This is a genomic window from Lysinibacillus sp. CD3-6 (assembly GCF_006351725.2).
In the GTDB taxonomy this organism is placed as follows: Bacteria; Bacillota; Bacilli; order Bacillales_A; family Planococcaceae; genus Lysinibacillus.
In genome coordinates, this window is record NZ_CP085880.1 from 58,089 (window position 1) to 71,096 (window position 13,008).

Below are 13,008 nucleotides of genomic sequence, written 5' to 3' on the forward strand. Positions count from 1 at the left end.
TTATCCAGTTTTGAAAGAACAACACTTTCAATTAAGAGGGTTTCAAGATACGATGTATATTGAAAGCCGAACATAGTCTAGTGATGATGGCAAAGAGGTCACACCCGTTCCCATACCGAACACGGAAGTTAAGCTCTTTAGCGCCGATGGTAGTTGGGGGCTTCCCCCTGTGAGAGTAGGACGTCGCTAGGCACATTTAAAAGATCGAAGAGAAATCTTCGGTCTTTTTTTTATTTCTACTAAAATAATAATCTATTCATGAAGAATACATATAAAAGAAAATGAAACTATACCTAATTTGCATCCGTCTATTGAGTAAAAATCATATATTAATTATTCAAACACAAGAGAAGGGGGGATTTTATGGAGCAGTACGATGCACAAAATATGAAGGAAATTATGCATACATATGGTGACTATATGCTGAGATTATCGTATTTATATGTTAAGGATTGGGTTACGGCTGAAGATATTGTACAGGACGTCTTTATAAAGTTTTTTGAAACGCAACACCAATTTGAGGAACGTGCTACGTTAAAAACATATTTGGCTAAAATAACAATCAATCGATGTCATGATTATTTGCGTAGCTGGAAAAGTAGAAGACAATTAATTTCGAACTACTTGTTAAAACAAATCCATGCTGAAAAGCCATCGATAGATAGCGAGATGTTACAACGTTTAGAGAAGCTGGATATCGCTAAAAATGTTCTACAATTATCTGTAAAGTACCGTGAAGTAATTATATTGTTTTATTATGAAGAACTGACCACTGCGGCGATTGGAGAGTTACTCAATCTTTCTGAGAATACAATTAAAACGAGATTGCGACGCGCGCGGGAAATGCTAAAACTGAGGCTAGTTGAAGCTGAATGGGAGGTGTTACGTCATGAATAAAATAAAGCATGAATTTGATAAGTTATTTAGTGAAGAATCTAGATTTTCGGAGGCTAATGAGGCACGAATTATGCAAGAAATAACAGCTAGAAAAAATACTAGTCGTAAACGTTCGTGGCAGTATCCTCTTATAATATGTGGCTCAATAGTTCTTATAGTTTTGCTCGCCGTGATTGTGTCGTTTGAATCAAATATATCCAAAGAAGAGTCACTGGCATTATGGTTGCAAAAAAGTGGTGCAGATGAAATTCTTTATGAAGAAATGAATGTGTTACAAAAGGAAGATGCCTTTATTATTTACAAAGTACAGACAGATTCGGGTTTGCTAGTCCATGCTACATATTTAATTTATCAAAATAGCGAATGGGTTTTCCAAGACAATTGTACGAATGGATTTGGTACAGAAGATGTAATTGTCCATTATAGACAGTCATCTAATTTATATTGTGGTGCTGTACGAAGCAATAGTTTAAAGAAAGTTATAGTTGGACAACAGAAAGCAAAGCTACTGGAGGTAGCCAATGAGGGCATGTTTTGGTTTGCTTTTAGCAAGCAACCAGGAGCTCGTGTTGTTTACGAATATATGGATGGATCAATGCAACGTATGAATTCCATAGAATGGTCGTACACGGACATTGATGATAGGGTCCCTGTGCTAGGTAATATGTCGGGACAACAATATAAGGTCCAGTATACAGGTAATGCAATGGATCGGGGTAACAACGAATATACTTCTTATCCGATTGTAGTTGAGCCAAATATTGAAAAACTAAATAGTGGCGACGTTGTTTATGTAAATGCCGAGGATGGAACAAAGACGATAGCACGTATTGTAGGATTGCCTGGAGAAAAGGTTGCCATTCATGATGGAACGATTATAGTAAATACAATATCCCTAGATATATACTATGGTTTTGCCACACAAATGGGCTTCGATGTGTTTGAAGTATATATCGACAAGCTGAAAGAAGATGGTGCGACTTTTGATGAAAATGAAATTCGTAAATATTTTTTCTGGAATATGGATGAATTGACCGTTAATGCAGACGAATATTTTGTAGCAGCAGATAATTGGGGACACGGTATGCTGTCGAAAATCACAGATGCTCAAATTATTGGGAAAGTGCTAGGTTATGAAGCAGGGGAGATGGCGAATGAATGGACGGAAACAGAAAGGTCATTATACGATGCTTTTAGAGAACAAAATAATATGGAAATATTCCGCGATGTAGATCCATTGACGATAGCCCGTGTCCAGTTATACGCGAAATTTTTAGCTGATGAACAAACGGTGTATCGACTGTATACAACTCGGGAAAACTATTCGAAGTGGAGCGAAGCAGAGCATATGCGTCAGCATACACAAGTAGAGGCAGAAAGTAATAGGTCGTGGGCATTTGAAATGGCTAAAGCGATGGAGAATGGGACTTTTAAAGAACTACCTGATCATGGAGGAGTCATACTTTTTACACAAAATGAAAGTGACATGGGCTATCAAATGGTAAGGAATGAAAACGGTATTTGGCAAGTGGCCTTTATGCCAATACAGTAAACATTCTTAGTGTAGTAGTATGTAGGCTATTTATTGTGATTTTCTACCCTTTAAATCTTAAGCTATCCTATTTAGTAGGATAGCTTTTTTATCCTGCAATAATCCCGTATAATTAAAGGATAATAAACGGAAAAGGGTGTCTTGTTTTGCAAAAGAAAAAGCCAATTGTAGAAGGTTTAGAGCGTTTTCGACAACAACAAAATATATCCTTCCATGTACCAGGACATAAACATGGTGAATTGTCACAACTTCCACAAGCTTTTAAAGATGTCATGCGTTACGATGTGACAGAATTAACAGGGCTAGATGACTTACATTATCCAGAAGAGATGATTTTAGAGGCAGAAAGTTTACTAGCTGATACATATGGCGCGAGAAAAAGCTTTTTTTTAGTAGGTGGCTCTACGGTAGGAAATTTAGCTATGATTTATGCTACATGTAAAAGAGGCGAGACGATTATTGTACAACGCAATGCGCATAAGTCTATTTTTCACGCAATCGAGCTTGTTGGAGCAAAGGCGGTATATGTTTCTCCACTGTGGGATGATCGAACATTAACTGCAACACATGTCTCTTATCATGATCTAAAACAGGCAGTCGATTGTTATCCAGAGGCAAAGGCGGTTGTCTTAACATACCCTACATATTACGGTATGACTTCGAAAGAAATGTCACAGCAAGTCGCTTATTGTTATGAAAAAAAAATACCCGTTTTGGTAGATGAGGCTCATGGCGCTCATTTTAGTGCCTGTGCTTTATTTCAGCCATCTGCTTTGACCTTTGGTGCTGATGTTGTTGTACAGTCAGCTCATAAAACGTTGCCCGCTATGACAATGGCTTCTTTTATGCATGTAAACTCACAATTAGTGGATGTAGATCGCATCCATCACTATTTACGCATGTTACAATCCAGTAGTCCATCGTATGTATTGTTAGCTTCTTTAGATGATGCACGCTATTATATACAGACATATATGGAGAGTGATGGTGCATATATAATAGAGAAAAAAAATCAATGGGTTGAAGCATTACGTGCGATTGGCTCACTTGAAGTTATTGAAGTAGATGATCCTATAAAAGTATTGCTCCGAGTTAACGGTTATAGTGGCTTTCAATTACAAGAAGCATTAGAAGCTAAGCATGTTTATGCAGAGCTTGCAGATGCACATCAAGTATTATTTGTGTTACCACTTTTAAAACAAGGGTATAGTTACCCGTTTGCAGATATACGTGTTCGCATTAAAGAAGCTGTAACAGCATTATTAAACACTGAAAAAACAGATATACAAGCTGTTTCACAAACTGCTTACAATTTTGTCGCTATTACTGAACCAGTGTATTCGTTCGATGAAATAGGGAATATGAAAAAAGAATGGCTACCATATATGCGAACAATGGGACGTACGGCTGCAAGTATGATTATTCCATACCCCCCTGGCATACCATTACTTGTGCCAGGTGAAAAAATTACAGTGGCTAAACTAAGTCAACTAGAGGAATTACTTGCAACAGGTGCAACCTTCCAAGGAAAACACCGATTAGAAGAAAAAATGATTGAGGTCATTAAATAGTTGGAGGCAATAACAGCATGAAGCGCAATTTATTTATTACATTCGAAGGTCCAGAAGGTGCTGGCAAAACAACCGTTATTAAGAAAATTGCTGAACGGTTAGCACAAGAAAATATAGATGTATTAGCAACAAGAGAACCTGGCGGCATTGAGATCGCTGAAAAAATTCGTACAATCATTTTAAATCCTGAGCATACAGCAATGGATGAGCGAACAGAAGCATTGTTATATGCCGCAGCTAGAAGCCAGCATTATTTTGAAAAAGTGCGACCTGCTTTAGATGCTGGAAAAATGGTGATTTGTGATCGATTTATCGATTCATCTTTAGCTTACCAAGGATATGCACGTGGCATTGGTGTAGATGAAGTACTATCCATTAATGAGTTTGCGATAGGAAAAAAACTACCTGATTTAACAATCTTATTTGATATTTCTCCAGAGGTTGGTTTAGCCCGTATTCATGCACATGGAGACCGCGAAGTAAACCGCCTTGATGTGGAAAGTCTGGCTTTTCACCAAAAGGTGCGTGAAGGATATTTACAATTAGTAAAACGTTATCCAGAACGTATAAATGTCATCAATGCAGACCAAAGTATTGAGCGTGTAGTTGAAGATGTATGGGCAATATTGAATGAAGCAATACAGTAAAAACATGAAGTCAACCACCATATTGTGATATAATGGTAACATACGGTGACAGATGAACTGCATCGAATAGAAGAACAACTTTCCTTATAGGTGCTAAGAAGAATGCAATTTATCATTGGTTACGCAAAACGTGATAAAATAAAGAAGTGAACTTTTTTTAGCGCAATCTTTCCTTCGAGGTAGTCATTCGAAAGCCTAATTAATTTTGTGCTTTTGTATAAAATGAAGTTAGTAACGATGGTAGATGTTGCTGTTTTTGAATAAATTCTATCAAGGCCAATTATATAAAAGGGGTGAGTGCGAATGAAGTTAGTCGTAGCTGTGGTACAGGATCAGGATAGTAGCCGCTTATCAAATGCTTTAACGAAAAATCAGTTTCGCGCAACAAAATTAGCGAGTACAGGGGGTTTTTTACGCTCTGGTAATACGACGTTCTTAATTGGAACAGAAGACTCTCTCATACCCAAAGTTTTAGATATTATCCGTGATAATTGTCGTGCGCGTGAACAGTTAGTTGCACCTGTGTCACCATTAGGTGGTAATGCTGATTCCTATATACCATATCCAGTGGAGGTAGAGGTAGGAGGCGCTACTGTATTTGTTTTACCGATTGAACAATTTCACCATTTTTAACGCTATTGAATAAAAATTTAACATAATCAAGGCAGTACAAATTCACTTACGAAGATGAATTTGAGAAGAAAGCAATTGGGGGCGAAAGAAGCTTGAAGATCAATCAAGATATCCGTGTCGGGTTAAATACTAATCGTAAAGAGCCTCTGCAAAATACTAATCAAAACAACCGATTTGGTGATATGGTCGTAAAGCAAGGTTCAAAATTGCAAACCGAACAATTAACACGATTGTTGGGGGATATTTCTACTGCTGGTGACCGTGTTGCAAGATCCCGTAATTTGCGAGAACTTGCTCGTTTTAAAATGCTCGTCAAGCGATTTTTACAGGAAACTGTAGAGCATGGAATGGAATTAAAGCAATCACATACATGGAATCGCTTTGGTGAAGGAAGACGATTAAAGATTATTGAAACAATTGATAGTCGTCTTGTGGAACTAGCACAAGATATTTTAGATGAAGAAAAAGAAGCGATTGACCTTCTCGATAAAATTGGAGAGATAAAAGGTCTATTAATTAATTTATATATGTAAAACCCGTGTCTTGTTCACTTGTAGGCGCGGGCTTTTTTCAAATTGGTTCAGTAGGATTTTAAATAGTAAAATTAGGAATGTATCTCTACTGAAATACATTTACTTGTACAAGTCTAAAAGGCTTTATTGATATAGGAAGGAATTTAATAAAAAATGGCGAAGAATGTTGAAGAGCTTTTCACACTACAGCCAGTCGTAATGAAGCAGCTTCAAACGATATTTGATAAAAATAGATTAGCCCATGCATACATTTTTGATGGCGAAAAAGGGACAGGCAAAGTGGATATTATGCATTTTTTTGTAAAATTAATGCTATGTGAACAACCACTTAAAAATGTTCCATGTGAAACATGTCGAAATTGCAGACGGGTCGATTCGGGAAATCATCCGAATATTCATCAAATTTATCCTGAAGGTCAATTTATTAAAATTGATCAAATACGGGATCTTATTGCAGAGATGAAGATGATGGGTGTAGAGCAAGGACGGAAAATTTACGTACTCCATCATGCAGACCGCCTTAATATTGCATCCGCTAATATGATCTTGAAGTTTTTAGAGGAACCAGAAGGGGAAGTTACGGCTATTTTGTTAACAGAACAGATGCAATCGATATTACCAACGATTCGTTCGCGCTGTCAGCATGTTAAGTTTCAAAAAATGCCAAGACAAGTGTTGTTAAAGCATTTGCAAGAAAATGAAATTTCCCACTCTATGGCTTCTACTGTTAGCATGATGACGAACGAGCTCGAAACAGCTATTTTTTTAGCAAAAGATGAGCAGTTTGCACAGGCTCGAAAAACAGTGTTAAAATTAGTAGAGGCAATTCGCCAAAATGTACATGAAGCTATGATTGTTGTGCATGAGGAATGGTTGCCACTATTTAAGGAAAAAAGCGAAATGGAGCAAGCATTGGATTTACTACTATTTGCTTACCGTGATATAGTGTCAATAAAAGCTAATCCCGAAGCAGCTTGTACTTATCCAGACATGTTACAGCCTTTCAAAGAAGCTGCGTTACATTCGACTTTCGAACGCCTATCTAGTCAAATGGAAGCCATTTTACAGGCGCGCGCATCTTTACAGCGTAACATGAATAGGACGTTAATGATGGAGCAGCTAATGCTTAATCTGCAGGAGGGATATACATTTGTATAATGTAGTAGGAATTCGCTTTAAAAAAGCGGGTAAAATATATTATTTCGATCCAGCATCATTTCTACTAGAAGACAGTCAATATGTCATTGTAGAAACAGCTCGTGGTGTAGAATACGGTAAAGTAGTTGTCCCTCAAAAAGTAGTAGGGGAAAATGATGTCGTATTGCCACTTAAGCAAGTACTACGACCAGCAGATGAACGAGATCGGATTCAAGTTGAAGAAAATGCAATTGAGTCAAAGCGGGCATTTGAGCTAGCAAGTGCCAAAATCATAGAACACAAACTAGAGATGAAACTTGTTGATGTTGAATATACATTTGATCGTAATAAAATAATTTTTTATTTTACAGCAGAAGGTCGGGTCGATTTTAGGGATTTAGTAAAAGATTTAGCCTCTGTTTTTAGAACGCGTATCGAGCTACGCCAAATAGGTGTTCGAGATGAAGCAAAATTATTAGGTGGTATCGGTCCATGTGGTCGAATGCTATGCTGTTCAACATTTTTAGGTGATTTTGACCCAGTATCTATTAAAATGGCAAAAGATCAGAATTTATCTTTAAACCCATCAAAAATATCAGGGTTATGTGGTCGTTTAATGTGCTGTTTAAAGTATGAAAACGATGAATATGAAGAAGCAAAAGAAGGCATGCCAGATGTTGGTGAAATGACAATGACACCAGATGGCCGCGGAAGAGTTGTAGGTTTAAATGTGCTGGAAAGACTTATTCAAGTATATTTACAAGAGCAGGAACGAACAGCTGAGTATACACTAGAAGAACTGCTAGCATGCGAAAAAAATCTTATATAAGATAGAGAATTTAACGAGGTGGCTTGGGTGAAGGACCGTAATTTCTTAGATACCGTTATGGAGTTCGAACAACAGCTCGAAGCAATGCAGGAGCAATTTGGTGCATTGAAGCAATTTGTAGCGTTAATGATGGAAGAACATAAGGCACTCGAAACAGAAAATCATCACCTTCGTACACGTCTAGAAGAACTACTTTCTAAAGAGAACACCGTACAGGCTGCAGATGAGAAGAAAGAGATTCCATTAGATATTGGCGAGGGATATGATAACTTAGCACGCCTTTACCAGGAGGGCTTCCACGTTTGTCATGTTCATTTTGGGAGTTCACGTAAAGGTGAAGACTGTCTGTTTTGTCTATCATTTTTAAATAAGCAAAATGTGTAATAGAAGGCTGATTCCCGCTTCGGTGGTGTCAGTCTTTTGTTTTGTATAGTAGGAGGAAGGTTCGTGGAAAATTGGTTAAAGGATGATGAAAGGCTAGACTATTTGCTGGCAGAGGATTTACGTATTATTCAAAGCCCATCTGTCTTTTCTTTTTCATTGGATGCGGTGTTGCTTTCGAAATTTGTCAATGTACCTTTTTATAAAGGAAAAATTGTTGATTTATGTTCTGGTAACGGTGTCATACCATTATTTTTAAGTGCCAGAACGAAAGGACAAATTACAGGTGTAGAAATACAACCACGTCTATTTGATATGGCTGAGCGAAGTATTCGTTATAATAACTTAGAAGAACAAATCCAAATAGTTCTTGGTGATGTAAAGGAAATTCCAACTCAATTAGGAATTGAAAAATATGATGTGGTAACATGTAACCCGCCGTATTTTTTAGCTCATGAAGCGAGTGATAAAAATATAAGTGAACATCACGCGATTGCGCGACATGAGCTACATTTAACACTCGATGAAGCGGTACAGTCTGCAAGTAAATTATTAAAACAAGGTGGCAAGGCAGCATTTGTTCATCGGCCAGGCCGCTTATTAGATATTGTCACTGCGATGCGGGCAAATCGATTGGAACCAAAACGAATGCAACTGATTTATCCGAAAGCGGGGAAAGAAGCCAATACCTTATTAATAGAAGGAATAAAGGATGGTAAACCTGATTTAAAAATATTACCGCCGCTTTATGTTTATGACGAAAACAATGAATATACAGCAGAAGTGAGAGAAATGCTCTATGGAAAAAACCAATAGTCATTTCTTCTATGTATTAGAATGTGCAGACAAGTCGTACTATGCAGGCTATACAAATAATGTAGACAAGCGTGTTGCCGCACATAATGCAGGTAAAGGTGCTAAATATACTAAGGCAAGAGGACCTGTGACATGTATCTATGTCGAAGCTTTCGACACAAAACAAGAAGCGATGCGAGCAGAATATGCTTTTAAGCAGTTAACACGGACGCAAAAAACAAAATATATGGGGAGGGATCAATCGTGAAATCACAAAAAAGTACGGTGCACAATCAGCAAGGATACTTATATCTTGTGGCAACACCAATTGGGAATTTAGAGGACATGAGTGTACGTGCACTGCGAATATTAAAAGAAGCGGATGTGATTGCTGCTGAAGATACACGAAATACAAAAAAGCTTTGTAACTATTTTGAAATTGATACACCACTTGTTAGTTACCACGAACATAATATCGAAGCTGGGGGAGAAAAGCTATTAGCCTTTTTACGAGAAGGGAAAACGGTGGCATTAGTTAGTGATGCGGGTCTACCTTGTATTTCGGATCCTGGGGCAGATATTGTCGTGAAGGCAATCGAGGAAGGAATTGCAGTAGTGCCAATACCAGGTGCCAATGCGGCAATATCTGCTTTAATTGCATCAGGTTTAACGCCTCAGCCATTTTTCTTCTATGGCTTTTTAAACCGTGGAAAAAAAGAGAGACGCCAACAATTAGAGCAATTAAAAAATCGACAAGAAACAATCTTATTTTATGAGGCGCCACATCGCTTAAAGGAAACGTTAAAGGATATGGAATTAGTTCTTGGCAATCGACGTATTGTGCTAGCGCGTGAGCTCACAAAGAAATTTGAAGAATTTCTTCGTGGCACGATAACAGAAGCGGTTGAATGGGCACAGACCGAAGAAATTCGAGGGGAATTTTGCATTGTTTTAGAAGGAAATCAACATGCAGAACAAGACAATCAAGAAGAGGCATATTGGAAAGATATGAACGAGGTAGAACATGTCGATTATATTATTGCTGAAACAGGTGTAACTTCTAAAGAAGCTATTAAAGAAGTAGCAAAACTTCGACAAGTAGCTAAACGAGATATTTATAATGCTTATCATAGTGAGTAAGTGTCAATAACAGTGGGGTTGTCTCAAAAGAGGCAACCTTTTTTGACTTATTAATACAAAATTTTCCAAATGTTGTCATTTTATTTGTTAAAATAAAAGATTTAAAATTGATAATAATTGTAAAAAAGAGTAATCTTAATAAAAGATGTCTGACATGGACATTATAAGGGAATCATATATATTACTTTTCGTGATAGGAAGAAATTTTTATCAAATAATAAAAACACCTAAATCGCTGTTTTCGATTTAGGTGCTAGAAAGAAATTATTTTTTTAAGCTAGATTGGATTTCTTTCATTAACATTTCTGCGCCTTCAGGACTTAAAATTAATTTTCCTCCAACTAGACGGAAGTTATCATCAGATACTTCACCAGTAACAGCACATGTCATATTAGGCATATATTTTTTAAGGATGATTTTGTCGTCATCTACGTAGATTTCTAAAGCGTCTTTTTCAGCGATACCTAATGTACGGCGAAGTTCGATTGGAATTACCACACGACCTAATTCATCGACTTTACGAACAATTCCTGTTGATTTCATAATTATTTTTCCTCCTAAAAGTAAAAGTTATATTGTATTTCGTCAAATTTCGACATTATTTCTTTGTCTGATAGTTATCATACCAAGTAATGCCATAAACGTCAATTAATTAATACAGTAATAATCTCTTATTTGTAAAAATTTTTGAGAAGAAAACAGTTATATTCAATTTTTTAAAAGGTTTTTATTATAGATTTTATTTTATAGTAAAAAAGCTTCTTATAAAATACATTAAATGGATTAGTATAATATTCGACAATTTTCGCATTCAATAAACTTTCATTGAAACGAATTTCGTACTTCGATAGAATAGATATTATACTGTGAAACATTGGAGGCAGTTCTCGTGAGCGAACAAAACAAAACATTCTATATAACAACCCCGATTTATTATCCAAGTGGAAAATTTCATATTGGTACGGCGTACACGACAGTGGCGTCCGATACGATAGCACGTTATAAACGTTTACGTGGATATGATGTGCGTTTCTTAACAGGAATGGATGAGCATGGGCAAAAAATTCAAGAAAAAGCAGCAGAAGCTGGCAAGCATCCTCAAGAATATGTAAATGAGATTGCCGAGGCAGCAAAAAAACTTTGGACATTAATGGACATTTCATATGATGATTTCATTCAAACAACAGAGGAACGTCATACAAAAACTGTCGAAAAGATTTTCCAAAAGTTTTTAGATAACGGCGATATTTATAAAGGTGAGTATGAAGGCTGGTACTGCACGCCTTGTGAGTCATTCTTTACAGAGACGCAACTAGAAGATGGGAAGTGTCCAGACTGTGGACGGGCTGTACACAAAGTGAAAGAGGAATCTTACTTCTTTAATATGAAGAAATACGCTGATCGCCTATTAGCTTACTATGAAGAGAACCCTGATTTCATTGAACCAGAATCACGTAAAAACGAAATGATTAACAACTTTATTAAACCAGGACTGGAAGACTTATCGGTATCGCGTACTTCATTCGACTGGGGTATTAAAGTACCTGGAGACCCAAAACACGTAATATATGTTTGGGTAGATGCGTTAACAAATTATATTACTTCTTTAGGATACTTATCGGATGATGAAACGTTATTTAACAGATATTGGCCAGCGGATGTGCATGTAGTTGGAAAAGATATTGTACGTTTCCATACAATCTATTGGCCAATATTCTTAATGGCTCTTGATTTACCATTACCTAAAAAAGTTTTTGCACACGGATTTATTATGATGAAGGACGGTAAAATGTCTAAATCAAAAGGAAATGTTGTGTATCCAGAAATGCTTATGGAGCGTTATGGATTAGATGCAACGCGTTACTTCCTATTAAGAGAGCTTCCATTTGGCTCTGATGGTGTATTTTCTCCAGAGTCGTTTGTTGAGCGAACAAATTTTGACTTAGCAAATGATTTAGGCAATTTATTAAACCGTACGATTTCCATGATTAACAAATATTTTGATGGTAATATCCCTACAGAAAATCTTCAATCTACTGAATTTGACGAGGCATTAAAAGTGCATGCAGAAGCAGTACGTATTAAATATGAAGAAAGTATGGAAAAAATGCAATTTAGTGTCGTATTAGCCGACCTATGGACGCTTGTTTCACGCACAAATAAATACATTGATGAAACGCAACCTTGGGTTCTTGCTAAAGATGATGCGGATAAACCAAAATTAGGTTCTGTTATGCGAAATTTGGCAGAAAGCTTACATCATATTGCTGTCATGTTACAACCATTTATGACATCTACTCCGACACGTATTATCAACCAATTAGGTCTAGATGACAAATTCTTAACATGGGAAACAATTGAAACATTCGGCAATACTATTCCAGCAAACATTAAAGTGGTAGAAAAAGGAACACCGATTTTCCCACGTTTAGATAGCGAAATTGAAATTACTTATATTCGTGAGGAAATGCGTGGCTCAGTTAAAACTTCTCAGGAAGAAGAAGCAAGCGTAGAATCAAAAGCTGTGGAGGTTCCAGAAATTCCTGAAATTTCAATTGATGATTTTATGAAAGTTGACTTGCGTGTGGCAACGGTTACAGCATGTGAGCAAGTACCGAAGGCAGATAAATTATTAAAGCTTCAGGTAGACCTTGGTTACGAGCAACGACAAGTAGTTTCGGGAATTGCTAAGTACTATTCTGCGGAAGAATTAGTCGGACAAAAAGTAATCGTAGTTGCGAACTTAAAACCTGTTAAGTTACGCGGTGAATTATCACAAGGAATGATTTTAGCAGGTGAAAAAGATGGAATTTTAAAGCTAGCAACTGTTGATCCAAAATTGGAAAATGGTGCAAAGGTAAAATAAAAAACTAAGAATGGCCTGCTGAGTAGA

At 36.8% G+C, this 13,008-nt stretch carries 14 protein-coding genes and 1 rRNA gene; 14 read left to right on the top strand and 1 reads right to left on the bottom strand.

What is annotated here, in order from left to right; all coding sequences use genetic code 11:
• Positions 1-76: 76 nt before the first annotated feature.
• From rrf to rsmI, 13 genes are all read left to right on the top strand, one after another.
• A 5S ribosomal RNA gene (gene rrf / locus FH508_RS00245) occupies positions 77-192 on the top strand.
• A 171-nt stretch (positions 193-363) separates the two neighbouring features.
• A complete protein-coding gene (locus FH508_RS00250) occupies positions 364-897 on the top strand; it encodes a sigma-70 family RNA polymerase sigma factor (RefSeq protein ID WP_228134238.1) in 534 nt (177 codons plus the stop codon).
• The gene (locus FH508_RS00255; RefSeq protein WP_228134239.1) at positions 890-2,449 is read left to right on the top strand and encodes a S26 family signal peptidase; all 1,560 of its coding nucleotides are present in this window, start codon (positions 890-892) and stop codon (positions 2,447-2,449) included. Before FH508_RS00250 ends, FH508_RS00255 begins: the two co-directional genes overlap by 8 nt.
• Before the next feature lie 146 nt (positions 2,450-2,595).
• A complete protein-coding gene (locus FH508_RS00260) occupies positions 2,596-4,020 on the top strand; it encodes an aminotransferase class I/II-fold pyridoxal phosphate-dependent enzyme (protein WP_228134240.1) in 1,425 nt (474 codons plus the stop codon).
• 17 nt (positions 4,021-4,037) lie between these two features.
• Complete coding sequence (tmk, locus tag FH508_RS00265) at positions 4,038-4,667, top strand: dTMP kinase (RefSeq protein ID WP_228134241.1); 630 nt, start codon at positions 4,038-4,040, stop codon at positions 4,665-4,667.
• Positions 4,668-4,970: 303 nt separating this feature from the next.
• The gene (locus tag FH508_RS00270) at positions 4,971-5,300 is read left to right on the top strand and encodes a cyclic-di-AMP receptor (protein WP_024362572.1); all 330 of its coding nucleotides are present in this window, start codon (positions 4,971-4,973) and stop codon (positions 5,298-5,300) included.
• A 92-nt stretch (positions 5,301-5,392) separates the two neighbouring features.
• Positions 5,393-5,833, top strand: a complete 441-nt coding sequence (locus FH508_RS00275) for a YaaR family protein (RefSeq protein WP_228134242.1) — start codon at positions 5,393-5,395, stop codon at positions 5,831-5,833.
• Between the two features lie 153 nt (positions 5,834-5,986).
• A complete protein-coding gene (gene holB, locus FH508_RS00280; RefSeq protein WP_228134243.1) occupies positions 5,987-6,991 on the top strand; it encodes a DNA polymerase III subunit delta' in 1,005 nt (334 codons plus the stop codon).
• Positions 6,984-7,799 (top strand): PSP1 domain-containing protein, encoded by an 816-nt coding sequence (locus tag FH508_RS00285; protein ID WP_228134244.1) that lies wholly within the window; start codon positions 6,984-6,986, stop codon positions 7,797-7,799. Before holB ends, FH508_RS00285 begins: the two co-directional genes overlap by 8 nt.
• A 27-nt stretch (positions 7,800-7,826) precedes the next feature.
• The gene (gene yabA / locus FH508_RS00290) at positions 7,827-8,183 is read left to right on the top strand and encodes a DNA replication initiation control protein YabA (protein ID WP_228134245.1); all 357 of its coding nucleotides are present in this window, start codon (positions 7,827-7,829) and stop codon (positions 8,181-8,183) included.
• Between the two features lie 63 nt (positions 8,184-8,246).
• Positions 8,247-8,996 carry a tRNA1(Val) (adenine(37)-N6)-methyltransferase gene (locus tag FH508_RS00295; protein WP_228134246.1) on the top strand — a complete coding sequence of 250 codons (750 nt, stop codon included), beginning with the start codon at positions 8,247-8,249 and terminating at the stop codon, positions 8,994-8,996.
• Positions 8,980-9,243, top strand: coding sequence for a GIY-YIG nuclease family protein (locus FH508_RS00300; RefSeq protein WP_228134247.1), 264 nt, complete (start codon positions 8,980-8,982; stop codon positions 9,241-9,243). The genes FH508_RS00295 and FH508_RS00300 overlap by 17 nt, the downstream gene beginning before the upstream one ends.
• A complete protein-coding gene (gene rsmI / locus FH508_RS00305) occupies positions 9,240-10,115 on the top strand; it encodes a 16S rRNA (cytidine(1402)-2'-O)-methyltransferase (RefSeq protein ID WP_228134248.1) in 876 nt (291 codons plus the stop codon). The genes FH508_RS00300 and rsmI overlap by 4 nt, the downstream gene beginning before the upstream one ends.
• 264 nt (positions 10,116-10,379) lie before the next feature.
• Here rsmI and FH508_RS00310 read toward each other — a convergent pair whose 3' ends face one another.
• Positions 10,380-10,658 (bottom strand): transition state genes transcriptional regulator AbrB, encoded by a 279-nt coding sequence (locus tag FH508_RS00310; RefSeq protein WP_024362580.1) that lies wholly within the window; start codon positions 10,656-10,658, stop codon positions 10,380-10,382.
• Between the two features lie 346 nt (positions 10,659-11,004).
• On the opposite strand from FH508_RS00310, the gene metG reads away from it, so the two are divergent.
• On the top strand, positions 11,005-12,981 hold the full coding sequence (gene metG / locus FH508_RS00315; protein ID WP_228134249.1) for a methionine--tRNA ligase: 1,977 nt from the start codon (positions 11,005-11,007) through the stop codon (positions 12,979-12,981).
• Positions 12,982-13,008: the final 27 nt, after the last annotated feature.